Genomic DNA, 16,496 nt, shown 5'->3' on the forward strand with positions numbered 1-16,496 from the left:
GGACTGTCCCTATTTACGGACGCAGCAAAGCGAAGTCGTAGAATAGGGACTGTCCCCGTATCCGATGTCCTGCTTGAGATTACGCCCATAGAGAAGTCGGATGACATCCATTTTATTGTCGGCAAGGTTAAAGAACGTGCAAATGCAATTCTTAAAAAGCATCTCCATTATGACGAAAGGGCGATAAACGGCTTTATAGTTGCTTTATCCGAAGTCTGCCAGAACATCATCGAACACAGCGAGAAAAAGGGATTTGTAGGCATACAGAAATACCATTTTCAAGGCTTGGGGAAAATGTTGTGAAGATTGCGGTCATGGATATTGGTGTTGGGTTTAAAAAATCTCTGTCAGAGCGTTTTTCATTAAAGAATGATTTTGAGGCGATAGAAAAGGCACTCCTTCACGGCGCATCGAGATATGCGGATGAGGGAAGGGGGCATGGATTGGCTGCTGTAAGGCGTTTTGTCAATCAATGGAACGGCAAAATATCCATACGCTCAGGAACAGCAAAGCTTTCGATCATTCCAGATTGGTCTTGGGGGAAATCAAAAGAAACCAAACTTTCCTGCTTCCCAGGTTCGCAGATAAACATTATGCTGCCGGAGGTATGATATAATTTAACATGCACAAAATCTCAGGCATCAATATGGAGGCCCTTCAGCGGAGAGAGAAAAAACAGTCTGCCATGCTGCGGGAAAAACTGGAAAGCATTGCTATATCTATAGTTTCTGTTATAAGTCCCTACAATCCCAAGAGGATATTCATATTCGGATCTCTTGCCGGAAAAGAGTGGTATGAAGGGGAATCGGATATTGATATAGCTATTGAAGGCATAGCAATGGATAAGCTTGGCTCAATTGACTGGGCAATAGCAGAAAAACTCGGGACAGGCAGATTCGATCTCGTGCCCATGGAATACGCTGCCCCGGCATTGAAAAAATCGATAGAATTAACCGGAAAACTGATATATGAAAGAAAAGATTGAAAAATTATCCATACTTATAGAATCAGATATCGAACAGATGCTTAAGGCCGCCAGTGCAATAGATAAAAAACTCCTGCTCATAAAAGAAATACTTTCTGAATGCAAAATTTGCAAAGGATTATATAAAAAGACTTTAACTGAACTCTATGCCGCCATAGACAAGGCAGGAAAGGAAGATGCCTTCTATCTCGAAAGCCTTGGAAGCGCAGTAGAATCAGGCGCTATTTATCTCAGTTCTATCTATCAGGGTATGGAGACTGTCATTCACAGGATATTGGAATTTACCGGGGAGGGCAAACCTGTTGGTGAAAGGTGGCATCAAGATCTGCTCATATTGGCCTCCCGCCAGGTGAAGAATGTTAGAGGGCCAATTTTGAGCGAAGAGTTCACCGATCTATTAAAGTCCGAGTTCCTCGGATTCAGACATCTGATACGAAAGCAGTATCCATTCATACTGGATATTGGGAAGACCATTTCGAAAATGAAGCAGTGCAGGCGTGTCGTTGAACGGTTCAGGAAAGAGGTAGAGGGTTTCCTGAACAGTACGAGAAGGTCGTTACTGAAATAGCATAAAAATCCTTATGTCTTAATCAAGCAGTACGCCCCCCAATTATTTTTTGCTTAACAAGTAGTTCAAAATATGATTCAATTGATTCAGTTGAAAAATTATTTCAATCTTTCTCCTGCCCTTTTGGGGCATTAAAAGATGGGCGGAGAAAGACACTTAGACGAAGAGAGTTATGGAGTCCGCAGAAAATATGTGCCACATTCCTGACAAAAGTGTGGCTTTGGCCTTCACTTCACCGCCGTATAATGTCGGAAAGGATTATGATGAAAATATCAATTTGACAGAGTATTTAAGTCTCATCGGCTGTGTGGCCGCAGAGGTTTATCGGGTTCTTAAACCAGGTGGACGTTATGTAGTAAATGTGGCTAACCTTGGAAGGAAACCGTATATTCCTTATCAGTTCGTCAGGCGTGGTTTCAGGGGAAGCTCTCAATTGCCGTTAACCGTATCAGAGTTTGACAAATCAGCCGGCAAGACAATAAGGAAAGAAGTTCAAGAATGGCTTGGTAACCTGAATAGCGGGCAAAAATCCGAATTCGAAGGTTTGTATATAAGTATGTGTCATACCGTTGCGGAAGAGAAATTAGGCAGAAAATTAAATCGTAAGGAGTTAAAGGTTGTTGAAGATAAAATCGGCGACTATATAGATTGGTATGAAGCGATCACTCTTGCTCTGAATGAAGCAGTTAAATTACAAAAGAAATCTAAGGCACTTGCAAAAGCTCAAATATGATAAATAAAAAGAACGATAAAGCAAAGCCTGATATTATCCCTCCTCATGGAGGATACCGCAATCTGAAGTCCTATCAGACTGCGGAAATCATCTATGATGCCACAGCGGTATTCTGTGACCTCTTTGTCGACAAACGTTCGCGCACTCATGACCAGATGGTACAGGCAGCGCGCAGCGGCAAACAGAATATTGCCGAAGGCAGCATGGTATCAGGCACTTCAAAGAAGAGCGAGCTAAAACTAATAGGCGTAGCCCGTGCAAGCCTGGAAGAACTGCTGCTCGACTACCATGATTTTCTGCGTCAGCAAGGACTGCTGCTTTGGGAGAAAAATCATCCGAAGGCGCAGATGATTAGAAAGCTTGCGTGGGAAAAAGAATAGGTCGTATATGACCTATAAGACCTATATTGAAACTTCGCCCTCTGAAGTTGCTGCTAACACCCTTATTTGCCTGATTAATCAGGCAAATTATCTTCTTGATCAGCAATTGCGGCAACTGGAAAAGCAATTCCTAAAAGAAGGCGGATTTACAGAAAAACTTTATCAAGCGCGCCAGCAGGTTAGGAAAAAATAATAATGATTCTCCGAAACGAAGACATAAAGGAATTGATCACCGAGATTCCAGAAGGGCATAAGCACCTGAGGACTACGATAGTCCTTCAGGACGGCACGGAGCTTATATTTCAGGAGGCCACGATTGCTAATCTTGTGCGGGCTTATACCACTGTTAAGACTCATCCAACGATTAAGAAGGTAATTTTAAAAGGCAAAAAACTCATTGAGAGGAAAGACGGCTATGCAGAATGGCAGCTTTTGGAAGAATAAAATAGGGGGAATTTATGAAGATTAACATTACAAAAAAACAGTATAAGACACTTATTAAGCTTCTTCACCTCGGCACCTGGATGGCTAATGCCCATCGCACTGATGACAGGATTGAGGAGTTTGATGAACTTGAGCAGTATATCCTGTCTTTTTGCAGGGATTTCGGGATGGATGATTCTGTCGAATATGCTGAAGATCTCAAGATGTTTTTCCTGACAGGAGAATTTCTGGATGAGTCTGGCGTTGAGGAACTTATTGATGAATATGATAATGACACATTCTGGGATGAATTAATGTACAGGATGGCAGAGAGGGATTTGATAGAAAAGTATGGTGAGGATACTGTCAGAAAAATGGAATTTGAGGAAAGAATTGATAAGGAACAGCCTTTTCTCAATGCATATGAGAAAGAATTTGAAGAGAGTGGATTAAGCAATTTAAGGCTAATAAAAGGGCCAAACATTATTCATTGAGAGATATGAATTTCAGTATGATAATCTACAACCTCTATAAACTCCTCAAGGAAGAGCTTAAAAATGGCTCGTCTGACCTTGTCACGAGGCAATCGGGGCAAATTATAAGGGAGCGGATAGAGAGGGATATTGCAAAGGAGAAGGACGGAAAGGTCACTGCTCTGGATTTTTCTAAGATTGGAATAATCGATTATTCGTGTGCGGATGAGATTGTGGCAAAGCTCATATCAAGGCTTGTAAGCGGTGAATATGGAGACAAATATATTGTTCTGAAAGGGTTGAACGAAAATCAAAAGGAAAACATAGAGGTCGCCCTTGAGAGAAAAGACCTTGCTGTAATTACTGAGATGAGGGATGGAAGGAGAACCATTATTGGCACACTCCATAACTATCTGCAGGAAACTATTAATCTGATATTCAGCAAAGGCAAGATTACAGCAGGCGAGCTTTCAGAAGAACTGAATCTTCCTGCAAATACAAGCGGGACAAGGTTGTTGAACCTTTATAAGAAAAAGCTTGTCAGAAGAATTTCAGAACAAAGAGCTGATGGTAGAGTGTGGGTATATTTATCATGTCTATAGTATAATTCAAGGTTATCAATTTTAAATTGTGAGGTTAGAGTGTGTCTGAACTTACCCCTTTGATGAAGCAGTATTTCAGCATTAAGGAAAAATATCACGATGCTATTGTGCTTTTCAGGCTCGGAGATTTCTATGAGATGTTCGGCGAGGATGCAAAGATAGCGTCCAGCATATTGCAGATAGCCCTTACGAGCAGGGACAAGAGCAAGGATGACCCTATGCCCATGTGCGGCGTTCCATATTTCTCTATAGATGGTTATATCTCAAAGCTCATAAAGGCAGGCCATAAAGTAGCCATATGCGAGCAGGTGGAAGACCCTAAGCTTGCAAAAGGAATTGTCCAGAGAGAGGTCGTGAAGGTAATAACCCCGGGAACCCATATTCCAGAGCAGCCAAAGGAAAATGCATACATAATGAGCATATTCCCGTATCAGGGGTTGACAGGCATAACAGTGGCCGACCTTTCCACAGGCGAATTTGTTGTTTACGAGACCGACAAACCCATAGAAGACGAGATAGGCAGGCATGAGCCGAGGGAAATACTATGTCCCAAAAGCACAGAGGACAATATCCATTATCAGGAGGCATTCAGAGGTTTTTATGTATCGTATTATGACGACTGGTATTTTGATTATACAGAGTCGTATAAAATGCTCCTGAGATATTTCAAGGTGTCATCCCTCGATGGATACGGATGCAGCAGCATGAATGCAGCCATTTCAGCGGCAGGTGCGCTCATAAGCTATCTTGAGGATTCGCAGAAGATACTCACCTTTAAGAAGATTTCTGTTTTAAGCCAGACATCATACATGTTTCTTGATTCAGCCACAAAGAGGAACCTCGAACTCATCCATAATCTAAAAGCCGATCAGAAGAATAATTCTCCGGAAGGCTCTCTGCTATGGGTTCTGGATGAAACGCTGACGCCCATGGGCGGCAGGTTTATGAGGAACGCCATTACAAAGCCATTACTTTCACCTCCTGAGATAATAAAAAGGCAGGATGCTGTCGAGGCGATAATCGAGGATTACGAACTCATGGAAGAGCTGCGTACAACCCTCAGAAAGATACAGGACATAGAGAGACTGACATCGAGGATTATCTCTAAATCCGCAGGCCCAAGGGATTTGATCGCCCTGAAAGGCTCTGTCGAATACATGCCGAAGATAAAGAGGCTTTTGTCATCTTCAGCAAATGCATACATAAAGGAAATTGGAAACAGCATCTCGGAGTTTGCTGATTTAAAGGATCTGATAGACTCCAGCATTGTTGAGAGTCCTTCTGTCAATCCAAAGGACGGCGGAATAATCAGAAAGGGCTTTAACAGGGAAGTCGATGAATTGAGGAATATTTCAATAAGCGGAAAGGATTTTATAGCAAGGCTTGAGGCGGAAGAGAAGCAGAGGACAGGCATATCGTCATTGAAGGTTGGCTTCAATAAGGTATTTGGTTATTACATCGAAATCACAAAGCCTAATCTCAATCTTGTCCCTGATGATTACATAAGGAAGCAGACACTCGCAAATTGCGAGAGGTTCATAACCCAGGATTTAAAGGAATACGAAACAAAGGTGCTCGGTGCAGAGGACAGGCTCAAGGAACTCGAATATGAGATATATATGAACATACTCGAAAAGATGCAGAAATATACAAACCAGCTTTTAGAAACATCGGCACAGATAGCCATGATAGATTTTCTCCTTTCACTGGCAACTGTTGCAAAGAGATATGATTATACAAGGCCTGTTATTTCCGATGATGATGTAATCGAGATAGTTGACGGAAGGCATCCTGTTATCGAGAGGCTGATAAGCACGCATAATATTTCTTCCATGGACGAAAAATTCATACCCAACAGCGCACACATCGACTGTGAGGATAGCAGGCTTTTGATTATCACAGGCCCTAACATGGCTGGCAAGTCTACATACATGCGTCAGACAGCATTGATTGTGTTGATGGCACAGATAGGCTCTTTTGTCCCTGCGGAGAGCGCATCAATAGGGATCGTTGACAGGATATTCACGAGGATGGGCGCATCCGATTACATCACAAAGGGGCAGAGCACATTCATGGTGGAGATGATAGAGACGGCAAATATCCTGAATAATGCAACCGAAAGGAGCCTTGTCCTCCTCGATGAAGTTGGAAGGGGTACAAGCACCTTTGACGGCATCAGCATTGCGTGGGCAGTGGCAGATTATCTTGTAAATAATGTTAAGGCACGCACCATGCTTGCAACCCATTACAATGAGCTCACTGACCTTGCTTTAACGATGGATGGGGTCAAAAATTACAATGTAGTTGTCAAAGAATGGGGAGATGAGGTTATATTCCTGAGGAAGATCGAGAAGGGCCCTGCTGACAAAAGCTATGGTATTCAGGTTGCGCGGCTTGCAGGCCTGCCTGATAGTGTTATAGAGGGTGCAAAGGATGTTTTAGATAAGCTCGAAAAAAAGGAATCGAACACTCTGGTTCCGCGTGCAGCTCAGATGGACCTTTTCTTTGCAGGCGACCCGATTACACGTGAATTGTTGAGTCTTGATATTGAAAATCTCACGCCGCAAAAGGCATTGAAAAAGCTTGTGGAGTTGAGGAAAAAGGCAGAAGGGGTGGCATGATAATTATAGGCCTCACTGGAAATTATGGAATGGGAAAAAGCACAGTGGCCCGGATGTTCGGGGATTTTGGCGCTATTATCATTGATGCCGATGACATAGTTCGCGAACTCCTCAAAGATTCCGCTGTGATTTATGAGATTAAAAAGGCATTTGGAGAAGATATAATTCAGCATTCGGCAGTCAGCGGTCAGCCGCCGGAAATAAATAAAAGGATGCTTGCTGAAATTGTCTTTGAACATCCCCATCTCAGGATTTCCCTCGAAAATATTCTGCATCCGAGGGTTTTCAGGAAGATCGATGAAGAGATAGCTAAAATAACCGATACCTCTGCCATTGTTATAATAGAAGCGCCTGTGATATTTGAAAGGGGTTGTCAGAACAGATTTGATAAAATAATAACTGTATATGCATCGGAGGAGATTGCCATCAACCGTCTTAAAGAGAAAGGAATATCCGAAGAAGATGCAAGGAAAAGACTGAAAAGCCAGTTTCCCATAGAAATGAAGATCAGCAAGTCTGATTTTGCAATAGACAACAGCATGGACCTTGAAAATACGAGAAGACAGGTTGAGGAGATTTACAGCAGGTTATGAGAATAATCAGGGAATTGCCTAACAGATTGGATTATCCTAATCCGGTTGTTACTATCGGAAATTTCGATGGTGTGCACATTGGCCATCAGAAGATATTCAGGTGTGTTGTGGAAAAGGCAAAGGAAATTCACGGTACACCAATGGCTATAACCTTCGACCCTCACCCCGTGCGTGTTCTGGCCCCTGAAAGGGGGTTGAAGATACTCACAACCTTTGAAGACAAGGCAAATCTCATATCAAGCGCGGGTATAAAGGTTCTCATATGCATCGGCTTTAGCAGGGAGTTCGCAAAGGCCGATCCTGACGAATTTATTAAGGACATGCTTGGTAATAAACTGGGCGTTAAATGGGTGACTGTAGGTCATAACTACGCCTTTGGAAAGGGCAAGAAAGGCACTACCTCACTGCTCAGAAGAAGAGGGAAAAAATACGGGTTCGGCGTGAGTGTTGTCAGATATGCGAAGGTGTATGACGATATTGTGAGCAGCAGCAGGGTAAGGAGTCTTCTTTTAAGGGGAAGGGTTTGCGAGGCGTCAAAGATGCTCGGAAGGGCATATCATATTGAAGGGACAGTAATTAAAGGTGCTGGAAGGGGCACGTCTCTACTTCATACCCCTACTGCCAATATTACCACTCCCAATGAGCTTGTACCAAAAGAAGGAGTTTATGCTGTAAGAGTTTCTATTCAGAAGGAGGTTTATGATGGGGTTGCTAATATAGGCAAGAATCCCACATTCGCCACTACATTCGGAAATATGCCCATGAGCTATGAAGTGCATATCTTTGACTTCAATCAAAACCTTCTTGGAGAAAAAATAAAAATGCACTTTATCGACAGGATAAGGGATGAAAAGAAATTTTCAGGAATCGGCGAACTTGAAGAGCAGGTAAAAAAGGACATACAGAAGGCAAGGGAGATACTCTCAAAGAGAGAAGACCTTCTATATCTTTAACTGGCCGCTATATCTTTAACGGGTCCACATCCACATTTATTTTAATCCCTTTTAATTTTTCGAGTTTCTTTAAAAGATTTCCGGCCTCATTATGCATCAATCTTCTGTCCTTTGATTTCAAAAGTATCTGGATGCAGTGTTTATATGACTTCATGGAAGATGGTATTTCCACAGGCCCTAAAAGTTCTAATCCATTTGTATTAGCATCATAGATGATTTTCTGTATGTCATGTAAAAACTTCTCGACGTCCCTTTTCATAAAAATATTAAAGAGAATTATCCTTGAAAATGGAGGATAATCAAGCGTTTTTCGTTGAGATAGTTCATTGCCATAAAAACCCTGAAAGTCGTAGTTTTTGATAAATCTTAATATTTTATTTTTTGGTGCGTATGTCTGAACATAAAGAGAGCCTTCTGTTTTTACCATCTGAGAAATTTGCATCACTTCCTGAAATGCCCTCTCATATGCCCTGAAATCAGGCTGTGCAAGAAGCCCGTCTATGTTAAAAAGGGCGACGGCATCGAATTTTTCATCCATGAGTTTTTTTATTGCATAAGGCGTTCCGATCACGAAAGAGGTTATATCGGGGTCTTGCCCCATGCCCCATGACCCAGGCCCCTTTTCTACTAAGATCGCCTCTGTTTTTAATGCCTCTCCCAGTTCTTCCTTTATCCTTTCTGTGCCTGCACCGAATGGTTTTATATTGAACCCCTTACATTCTTCGCAGTTTTCAGGGACTATCTCTTCGTGGCCGCAATAATGACATCTGACCGTATTTTTACCTTTATAAAAGACAAGTGGAACATTGCACTTTTTGCATTGGACTATATTCCCGCAATCCTCACATCTTATAAGGGAATATCCTTTTCTGTTGACGAGGAATAGAAATCTTCCATTTTCTGAAGTGGTAACCTTTGCCTCTTTAAGAATATCTCTGGATATAGTTGCGGTCTTCTCCTTTTTCATATCACTAATTTTTATTTTAGGATGTTTCTCAATGGAGCGATGGAGTGATGGAGTGATGGAGTTGTATTTGCCTGTCTTTGCATTATAAATGGATTCTACGGATGGACAAACAGAGGACAAAAGCACGCAAGACTTTTCCATAAATCCCCTCATTACAGCCACATTCCTTGCATTATACCTGAGCCCTTCTTCCCCTTTATAAGAAGGGCTGTGTTCATTCAGGACAGCAATAAGAGAGACATCCCTGAGGGGTGCAAGTATCGCAGACCTTGTGCCCAATATCACATCGGATTGGCCTGCAATAATCCGTGCAATAGAGTCTATCCTTTTCTTTTTTGTTAGATTGCTGTGGATGACGCACACCCTTTCACCAAAAATATTTTTAAGCATCTGGGCAAGTCTTTCGATCTGACCGATCTCGGGTACGAGGATTATAGCACCGTGCATGTCGGAGTGGGATTTATTCAAGACCTTATTAAACAAAGAATATTCATGGGATATTGACGGGGCATGATAGAGAAAGGATTTGTAATTCTTGTTTTTAATGCAGTCATAAACAAGCGAGAGTTCAGAATTTTCAGCTTCCATTTTTTGTTCATTATTCTTTACTCTGACCTCGTTAGAAAGTTTCTTTCTAACGGGGCTGACTGCTGTCTTTACTGCCTCTTCAAAAAAGCTGCTTTTCAGCGCAACCCCCATAGGACTGAGGTAGTAGTCGGAGAGCCATCTCAGGAATGAAAGAGTTGATTCTGAGGCGAAATGATGGTGTATTCCCTGAATCTCTTTAATATTCTTTTTTTTCTCTAACCGTGATTCATTTGTTACCGATACAACAAGGCCGTAATGGCTTTTGCCCATGAGCGGAGCCTTTATTATCCTGCCTTTTAAATCATGCGGTGCATCTTCAGGCACTTTGTAAGTGAGGGGCGGAAGCTTTAACGGGAAAACAACATCGGCATACATAATAGAAAGGATACAGGATAACGGATTGAGGATACAAGATTGACAACCTTTATTTAAAACGAGTAATATTTTTATAAAGACTATCCAAGGAGAATAGAGATGTTTGAGAAATTTACAGAACGGGGAAGAAAGATAATAATATACGCCAAAGAAGAAGCCGAGAGAAGAAATAACGACTACTTAGGCACAGAGCATCTCCTTCTGGCTATATTAAAGGAAGAAGACAGCGTTCCCATCACCATACTTAAAAAGATGGGGCTGTCCATAGATGAAATAAGATTTGAAGTGGAAAGAAACCTGCCTGTCGGCAGCAACCTTTTGACATTCGGGGATATTCCATTTACCCCAAGGGCAAAGAAGGTCCTTGAGCTCTCCATAGAAGAGGCAAGGCTTTTAGGCCACAACTACATAGGAAGCGAGCACCTCCTCCTCGGTCTTATAAGGGAGGATGAGGGTATTGCAGGCAAGATCCTCAGAAACCTCGGTGCAAATCTGCTCGGCGCAAGACAATTAACCATAAACCTTGCCATCAAACCGCAGTTCCAGCAAACACACCAGAAAGAGCGCAGGAAGACAAATACGCCGGCCCTGGATGAGTTCGGCAGGGATCTCACACTCCTGGCTGTTGAGGGAAAACTTGACCCTGTTATAGGCAGGGAGGACGAGATAGAGCGTGTTATTCAGGTCCTCGGCAGAAGACTGAAAAACAACCCTGCCATAATCGGAGAGCCGGGTGTCGGAAAGACCGCTATTGTGGAGGGGCTTGCACAGAAGATAGTCATGGGAGATGTGCCTGACAGCCTTATAGGAAAAAGGATAATCTCCCTCGATCTCGGGGCCCTTATTGCCGGTACAAAGTACAGGGGTCAGTTTGAGGAAAGGCTCAAGGCAGTGATGCGTGAGATACTACAGTCGGACAAGAATATAATCCTGTTTATCGATGAGTTCCATACACTCATCGGAGCCGGCGCAGCAGAAGGCTCTGTAGATGCGTCCAATATGCTGAAGCCTGCCCTTTCAAGGGGAGAGCTGCAGTGCATAGGTGCGACTACACCCGGTGAATACAGGAAATATATAGAGAAGGACGGCGCACTTGAAAGGAGGTTCCAGCCTATTTATATCCAGGCTCCGACCGAGGAGACGACCATCGACATTTTAAAAGGCATAAGGCCCAAGTATGAGAGCCACCACAAGGTAAAGATCAGCGATGAGGCAGTTGTGGCCGCAGCAAAGCTCTCTGACAGGTATATAACAGACAGATACCTGCCTGATAAGGCGATAGATGTGATTGATGAAACAGGTTCGAGGCTCAAGCTCAAAAGGGCAACAACCCCTCAGGATCTGCGGGATATAGAAACCGAGTTGATTCAACTTGCAAAGGAAAAGAGCCTCTATGTGAGACTGCACGATATAGAAAAGGCCCAGGCTATCAGGGCTCAGGAAGACAGACTCAAAAAGACCTATGAACTTCAGTACAAGAAGTGGAAGGATTCTTTGAACAAGGAAGTTCCTGTTGTGGGAGAGGAAGACATAGCATACACTGTTTCGAAGATGACAGGTATACCGCTTTATAAGCTTGAAGAGGCAGAGTCGGAGAAGCTTTTGAAAATGGAAGAGATCCTGCACAGAAGGATAATCGGACAGGATGATGCCATAAAGGCTGTGGCAAAGGCAATCCGCAGGTCAAGGGCTGGCTTGAAGAGCAAGAACAGGCCAATCGGCTCATTCTTCTTCCTCGGTCCGACAGGCGTTGGAAAGACAGAGCTTGCAAAGACCCTTGCAGAGTTCATGTTCAATGACGAAAGCGCACTCGTGAAGCTCGACATGTCAGAGTACATGGAGAGGTTTAATGTATCACGTCTGACAGGCGCGCCTCCCGGCTATGTGGGTTATGAAGAGGGAGGACAACTTACAGAGAAGATTCGCAAAAGGCCATACGCGGTAATCCTTTTTGACGAGATAGAAAAGGCGCATCAGGATGTCTTTAACATGCTCCTCCAGATACTGGATGAAGGAGTGCTTACGGACAGTTACGGCAGAAAAGTGGATTTCAGGAATACCATAATCATCATGACATCCAACCTGGGTGCGAGGATTATCGAAAAGGCAACACCGCTTGGATTTTACAGGGCATCGTCAGAAGATGCATACAACAAGATGAAGGACAATGTTCTGTCCGAGTTGAAGAAGACCTTTAATCCGGAGTTCCTTAACCGTGTCGATGAGACAGTAGTCTTCCATCCGCTGGAAAAGGAGCACCTGTTGTCGATTGTCGATCTCCTGCTGACAGAGACAAATAAGAAGCTTACAGAGCATGCATTGACCATAGATGTATCTCCTGAGGTTAAAGAATGGCTGCTCAATAAATATTATCAGCCCGCCTATGGCGCAAGGCCGATGAGAAGGGCCATTGCCCGCGAAATAGAGGATTACCTCTCCGAGGAACTGATAAAGGGCAGGTTCAAGAATACTCCTGTGGTAAAGGTGAACCTCGAACAGGATAAGCCTGTTTTTGTGGAAGCAGAAGATTCGATGCTGGTATCGGTCAATTAAAGTCATTAAGTCATTAAGTCATTAAGAAATTAAGTAATTGAGTAACTGCAATGACTTAATGACTCAATGACTTATTTCATGGAGATTATATGAAGAGCAAAGGATTTGTATTGGCGGTTGTTTTTGCTGTGGGTATAGCAGCGATGCTTTTTCTTGCAAGAACCGGAGAGCATCCGCAGAAACACGCAGCTAAAGGACTCGATGCCCCTGCATTTGAGCTGAAAGACACCGAAGGCAGGACATGGAGGATTTCTGATTTGAAGGGGAAGACTGTTCTCCTTCATTTCTGGGCGTCGTGGTGAGACACCTGCCGGATGGAGAACCCATCCATTCAGGGCCTCGTGGAGGCTGAAAAGGGAAACAGCAATCTTGTTTTTATCTCTGTGCTATACAAAGACAATCCTTCAAGTGTGATGGAATATATGAAGGCGAACGGGTTTAACTTCACTGTGCTGATTGACGATAAAAATATAGCAAATGAGTATGGAATCACAGGCGTTCCCGAAACCTTTGTGATAGACAAGAATGGAGTAATCAAGGAAAAGGTTGTCGGCCCTATCAATTGGGGCTCACCTGATGTAAGGGCATTCATTGCTAAGCTTGTTAATGAGTGAATGAGTAGATGAGATCCCCAACCTCTCCTGAGAAAGCACTTCTCTTTATAGGCACTCTCTTTTCAAACGAAGATTATTACATTGAGGCACGACAATCACTGGAAAGGATATTCGGAGAGATTGTTATGGAGACTCCTGTAATAAGGTGGGAATTCTCAGACTATTATAAAGATGAACTGGGCGAGCCTGTCTACAGGAGGTTTATATTTTTCAAAAACCTGATGGAACAGGAAAACCTCTCCACAATAAAACTGACAACGAATGAGATAGAGAAAAATCTTTCATCTGATGGAAAAAGGAATATAAATCTTGATCCAGGTTATCTGACGCCGGCAAAGATCGTACTTGCCTCTACAAAGGATTATTCCCACAGAATATATCTTAAGGACGGTATTTATGCAGAGGTGACATTGATCTTTAAAAAAGGTCAATTTATTCCGCACATAAATACATATAAAGATTATCAGGACGAAAAATATTTGAGAATCTTTATGATGGCGAGAAGGCTGCTTGGCATTCTTCGATAGTATGGCAAGTCTGTCTCTCGCAAAACTATCAGTTGCTTGCGCTTTATGAGATGCAAAGCCATACTATCAGAACTATAGGAGGAGTTATGGACGCGGTTGAATGCATTAAGACGAGGATGAGCATCAGAAAGTTCAGGCCTGAGCCTGTACCGAAGGAAGTACTCATGGATGTTTTTGATACAGCGAAGTGGAGCCCTTCTTATAAGAATACACAGCCATGGGAGGCGGTGATAGTGTCCGGCGCAAAAAAAGATGAACTATCAAAGCGGCTTGTGGAGGTTTTTGAAAAGGGTGAAAAACCAAAGCCCGATATTCCCGAACCTGAATCATGGCCTTCTCATATCGACCTGAGGATACGGGAGCTTTTCAGGAAGAGGAGCGAGAAATTCGGTGTAGATTTTAGCGAGCCGGCATACATAAAGAAGGCAAAGATAGCGAATTTCAGGTTTTACGGAGCTCCCCATGGCATATTTCTTTTTCAGGATGCTTCCCTTCCGCTCTGGTCATTGTTCGACATGGGTCTGTTTGCACATGGCCTTATGCTTGCAGCCCATGCAAATGGTCTTGGAACTGTGCCGCAGGCATTTCTTACCGATTATTCCAATGTGGTTAAGGAATTTCTTGGCATACCCGAATCAAAGAGGCTTGTTTTAGGCATATCTATTGGTTATCCAGACCTTGCAGATAAGGCAAACAGCTTCAGGACCGGCAGGGTCGATATCAATGAAATAGTGAAATGGGTAGAGTAGTGTGGTAAAATCATTACATGAAAACAGCGAGGATTGCCCTTTGCCAGATTAACCCTACTGTCGGCGATTTTAGTGGGAATGTTAAAAAAATAATCAAGTTCATCGGGGATGCCGGCAAATACAATCCCGATATAATAGCCTTTCCAGAGCTTGCTATTACAGGCTATCCGCCTGAAGACCTGCTTTTAAAACCCCAGTTCATAGAAGACAACTTAAATGCCCTGAGGGAGATTCGGGAGAGGGTAGATGATTTTGTCGTAATCGTGGGGTTTGTGGATAAAAAGGACGACATATACAATGCCGCTGCAGTTATCCACAAAAAAGAGATTATCGACGTTTACCATAAGGTGCACCTGCCTAATTACGGCGTGTTCGATGAATACAGGTATTTTCAGGCAGGGACGAGGTATCCCGTATATAAGATGGATGGCGTAATTTTCGGCGTCAATATCTGCGAGGATATCTGGTATCCTGAGGGGCCTGCTACCATTCAGGCATTATCAGGCGCAGAGTTTATAATCAATATCAATGCCTCCCCTTATCATATCGGAAAGACCTGCTTCAGGGAGAAGATGTTATCCACGCGGGCATCTGACAGCAGCGTCATTGTGGCTTATTTGAATACCATTGGAGGACAGGACGAACTTCTCTTTGACGGGCGGAGTTTTGTGGTTGACCATGATGGAGAGGTCATTGCTTCAGCCAGGCAATTTGACGAGGATTTGATCATCGTTGATTTGGATCTGGATGCGGTATTCATAAAGAGGCTGCATAACCCGCGCAGGAGACAGCAGGTTATTGCACTGGGAAAGGGGATGGTGGAAAGGATAACCATAAAGCGGGAGATCGGAAGTACAGGAGCACGGAAGTCGTTTCCGCATCTCTGCACTACTGCACTTCCTTATTCTCTGGAAGAAGAGGTCTATAATGCCCTTGTCCTCGGCACAAGGGATTATGTTTACAAGAACGGATTTAAAAAGGTGTGTATTGGTTTAAGCGGCGGAATAGATTCTTCTCTGGTTGCTGCCATTGCTGTAGATGCCATAGGTAAGGACAATGTTACAGGAGTGTTCATGCCTTCACCTTATACCTCAAAGGAGAGCAGGGAGGATGCATACGGGCTTGCAAAGAATCTCGGAATAAATGTGATAGAGGTGTCTATCAATAATATTTTTGAGACCTATCTTAATACACTAAAACCTGAATTCAAGGATATGCCGGTTGGCACAACAGAAGAAAACCTTCAGGCGCGTATAAGGGGGAATATCCTCATGGCATTTTCCAATAAATTCGGGTGGCTCGTACTGACAACAGGGAATAAATCTGAGATGAGCGTGGGATACGCAACCCTCTATGGGGATATGGCAGGTGGATTTGCTGTAATTAAAGATGTTTCAAAGACACTGGTGTACGGGATATGCAAATGGAAAAACCAGAAGGAAGGAAGGGTTATAATACCCGAAAGGGTTTTATTGAAAGAGCCATCTGCTGAATTAAAACCAGGTCAGAAGGATACCGATACCTTACCTCCTTATGAAATTCTCGACCCTATACTAAAGGCATATATAGAAGAAGACAGGAGCTTTGACGAGATAGTCAATCTCGGCTGCGAAGAGGAGTGTGCAAGAAAGGTCATCAAGATGGTGGATACCAGCGAATACAAGAGAAGGCAGTCTCCACCGGGAATAAAGATAACTCCGAGGGCATTCAGCAGGGACAGGAGATTCCCGATAACGAACAGGTACAGGAGCTGGTAATAGCAAAATTAAACATAAAATGAGCGATTTTATAT

19 protein-coding genes are annotated in these 16,496 nt (G+C 43.2%); 18 read left to right on the forward strand and 1 reads right to left on the reverse strand.

Going from position 1 to position 16,496, the window contains the following annotated elements; translation table 11 throughout:
• The 13 genes from V7L97_RS04135 to V7L97_RS04195 form a co-directional block, all read left to right on the forward strand.
• A partial coding sequence (locus V7L97_RS04135) for a hypothetical protein (RefSeq protein ID WP_333653607.1) occupies positions 1–303 on the forward strand: 303 nt, incomplete at its 5' end.
• Positions 300–611 carry an ATP-binding protein gene (locus tag V7L97_RS04140; RefSeq protein ID WP_333653609.1) on the forward strand — a complete coding sequence of 104 codons (312 nt, stop codon included), beginning with the start codon at positions 300–302 and terminating at the stop codon, positions 609–611. The genes V7L97_RS04135 and V7L97_RS04140, both read left to right, overlap by 4 nt.
• Before the next feature lie 11 nt (positions 612–622).
• A complete protein-coding gene (locus V7L97_RS04145; RefSeq protein ID WP_333653610.1) occupies positions 623–985 on the forward strand; it encodes a nucleotidyltransferase family protein in 363 nt (120 codons plus the stop codon).
• The gene (locus V7L97_RS04150) at positions 969–1,553 is read left to right on the forward strand and encodes a hypothetical protein (protein ID WP_333653611.1); all 585 of its coding nucleotides are present in this window, start codon (positions 969–971) and stop codon (positions 1,551–1,553) included. Before V7L97_RS04145 ends, V7L97_RS04150 begins: the two co-directional genes overlap by 17 nt.
• A 172-nt stretch (positions 1,554–1,725) precedes the next feature.
• Positions 1,726–2,286, forward strand: a complete 561-nt coding sequence (locus tag V7L97_RS04155) for a DNA methyltransferase (RefSeq protein ID WP_333653613.1) — start codon at positions 1,726–1,728, stop codon at positions 2,284–2,286.
• Positions 2,283–2,666, forward strand: coding sequence for a four helix bundle protein (locus tag V7L97_RS04160; RefSeq protein WP_333653614.1), 384 nt, complete (start codon positions 2,283–2,285; stop codon positions 2,664–2,666). Before V7L97_RS04155 ends, V7L97_RS04160 begins: the two co-directional genes overlap by 4 nt.
• Positions 2,667–2,673: 7 nt before the next feature.
• Positions 2,674–2,859 carry a four helix bundle suffix domain-containing protein gene (locus V7L97_RS04165; protein WP_333653615.1) on the forward strand — a complete coding sequence of 62 codons (186 nt, stop codon included), beginning with the start codon at positions 2,674–2,676 and terminating at the stop codon, positions 2,857–2,859.
• Between the two features lie 2 nt (positions 2,860–2,861).
• Entirely contained in the window at positions 2,862–3,110 is a 249-nt protein-coding gene (locus V7L97_RS04170) for a hypothetical protein (protein ID WP_333653616.1), read from the forward strand.
• Positions 3,111–3,124: 14 nt separating this feature from the next.
• Positions 3,125–3,583, forward strand: coding sequence for a hypothetical protein (locus V7L97_RS04175; protein WP_333653617.1), 459 nt, complete (start codon positions 3,125–3,127; stop codon positions 3,581–3,583).
• A gap of 5 nt (positions 3,584–3,588) precedes the next feature.
• Positions 3,589–4,164 (forward strand): hypothetical protein, encoded by a 576-nt coding sequence (locus V7L97_RS04180; RefSeq protein ID WP_333653618.1) that lies wholly within the window; start codon positions 3,589–3,591, stop codon positions 4,162–4,164.
• A gap of 41 nt (positions 4,165–4,205) precedes the next feature.
• Positions 4,206–6,785 carry a DNA mismatch repair protein MutS gene (gene mutS, locus V7L97_RS04185; RefSeq protein ID WP_333653619.1) on the forward strand — a complete coding sequence of 860 codons (2,580 nt, stop codon included), beginning with the start codon at positions 4,206–4,208 and terminating at the stop codon, positions 6,783–6,785.
• Positions 6,782–7,378, forward strand: a complete 597-nt coding sequence (coaE, locus tag V7L97_RS04190) for a dephospho-CoA kinase (protein ID WP_333653620.1) — start codon at positions 6,782–6,784, stop codon at positions 7,376–7,378. Before mutS ends, coaE begins: the two co-directional genes overlap by 4 nt.
• Positions 7,375–8,331 (forward strand): bifunctional riboflavin kinase/FAD synthetase, encoded by a 957-nt coding sequence (locus V7L97_RS04195; protein ID WP_333653621.1) that lies wholly within the window; start codon positions 7,375–7,377, stop codon positions 8,329–8,331. The genes coaE and V7L97_RS04195 overlap by 4 nt, the downstream gene beginning before the upstream one ends.
• 7 nt (positions 8,332–8,338) lie before the next feature.
• Here the strand turns inward: V7L97_RS04195 and priA are convergent, their stop codons facing one another.
• Positions 8,339–10,261 carry a replication restart helicase PriA gene (gene priA, locus V7L97_RS04200; protein WP_333653623.1) on the reverse strand — a complete coding sequence of 641 codons (1,923 nt, stop codon included), beginning with the start codon at positions 10,259–10,261 and terminating at the stop codon, positions 8,339–8,341.
• Positions 10,262–10,360: 99 nt separating this feature from the next.
• On the opposite strand from priA, the gene V7L97_RS04205 reads away from it, so the two are divergent.
• The 5 genes from V7L97_RS04205 (at position 10,361) to V7L97_RS04225 (ending at position 16,461) form a co-directional block, all read left to right on the forward strand.
• Complete coding sequence (locus V7L97_RS04205) at positions 10,361–12,814, forward strand: ATP-dependent Clp protease ATP-binding subunit (protein ID WP_333653624.1); 2,454 nt, start codon at positions 10,361–10,363, stop codon at positions 12,812–12,814.
• A 143-nt stretch (positions 12,815–12,957) separates the two neighbouring features.
• Complete coding sequence (locus V7L97_RS04210; RefSeq protein ID WP_333653630.1) at positions 12,958–13,428, forward strand: TlpA family protein disulfide reductase; 471 nt, start codon at positions 12,958–12,960, stop codon at positions 13,426–13,428.
• Positions 13,429–13,436: 8 nt separating this feature from the next.
• Entirely contained in the window at positions 13,437–13,955 is a 519-nt protein-coding gene (locus V7L97_RS04215; protein ID WP_333653625.1) for a DUF4416 family protein, read from the forward strand.
• A gap of 86 nt (positions 13,956–14,041) precedes the next feature.
• Positions 14,042–14,704, forward strand: coding sequence for a nitroreductase (locus V7L97_RS04220; RefSeq protein WP_333653626.1), 663 nt, complete (start codon positions 14,042–14,044; stop codon positions 14,702–14,704).
• Positions 14,705–14,721: 17 nt separating this feature from the next.
• Positions 14,722–16,461 carry an NAD+ synthase gene (locus V7L97_RS04225; protein ID WP_333653628.1) on the forward strand — a complete coding sequence of 580 codons (1,740 nt, stop codon included), beginning with the start codon at positions 14,722–14,724 and terminating at the stop codon, positions 16,459–16,461.
• Positions 16,462–16,496 lie beyond the last annotated feature (35 nt).

This window comes from Dissulfurispira sp. (assembly GCF_036745535.1).
Classification (GTDB): domain Bacteria; phylum Nitrospirota; class Thermodesulfovibrionia; order Thermodesulfovibrionales; family Dissulfurispiraceae; genus Dissulfurispira.

Bases quoted from the DNA above. Each gene is read 5' to 3' on its own strand.
- V7L97_RS04165 (WP_333653615.1), top strand. From the start codon at position 2,674: ATGACCTATAAGACCTATATTGAAACTTCGCCCTCTGAAGTTGCTGCT.
- V7L97_RS04215 (WP_333653625.1), top strand. From the start codon at position 13,437: ATGAGATCCCCAACCTCTCCTGAGAAAGCACTTCTCTTTATAGGCACT.
- V7L97_RS04225 (WP_333653628.1), top strand. From the start codon at position 14,722: ATGAAAACAGCGAGGATTGCCCTTTGCCAGATTAACCCTACTGTCGGC.
- V7L97_RS04220 (WP_333653626.1), top strand. From the start codon at position 14,042: ATGGACGCGGTTGAATGCATTAAGACGAGGATGAGCATCAGAAAGTTC.
- V7L97_RS04205 (WP_333653624.1), top strand. From the start codon at position 10,361: ATGTTTGAGAAATTTACAGAACGGGGAAGAAAGATAATAATATACGCC.
- V7L97_RS04145 (WP_333653610.1), top strand. From the start codon at position 623: ATGCACAAAATCTCAGGCATCAATATGGAGGCCCTTCAGCGGAGAGAG.
- V7L97_RS04195 (WP_333653621.1), top strand. From the start codon at position 7,375: ATGAGAATAATCAGGGAATTGCCTAACAGATTGGATTATCCTAATCCG.
- V7L97_RS04150 (WP_333653611.1), top strand. From the start codon at position 969: ATGAAAGAAAAGATTGAAAAATTATCCATACTTATAGAATCAGATATC.
- V7L97_RS04175 (WP_333653617.1), top strand. From the start codon at position 3,125: ATGAAGATTAACATTACAAAAAAACAGTATAAGACACTTATTAAGCTT.
- coaE (WP_333653620.1), top strand. From the start codon at position 6,782: ATGATAATTATAGGCCTCACTGGAAATTATGGAATGGGAAAAAGCACA.
- V7L97_RS04155 (WP_333653613.1), top strand. From the start codon at position 1,726: ATGGAGTCCGCAGAAAATATGTGCCACATTCCTGACAAAAGTGTGGCT.
- V7L97_RS04180 (WP_333653618.1), top strand. From the start codon at position 3,589: ATGAATTTCAGTATGATAATCTACAACCTCTATAAACTCCTCAAGGAA.
- V7L97_RS04170 (WP_333653616.1), top strand. From the start codon at position 2,862: ATGATTCTCCGAAACGAAGACATAAAGGAATTGATCACCGAGATTCCA.
- priA (WP_333653623.1), bottom strand. From the start codon at position 10,261: ATGTATGCCGATGTTGTTTTCCCGTTAAAGCTTCCGCCCCTCACTTAC.
- V7L97_RS04160 (WP_333653614.1), top strand. From the start codon at position 2,283: ATGATAAATAAAAAGAACGATAAAGCAAAGCCTGATATTATCCCTCCT.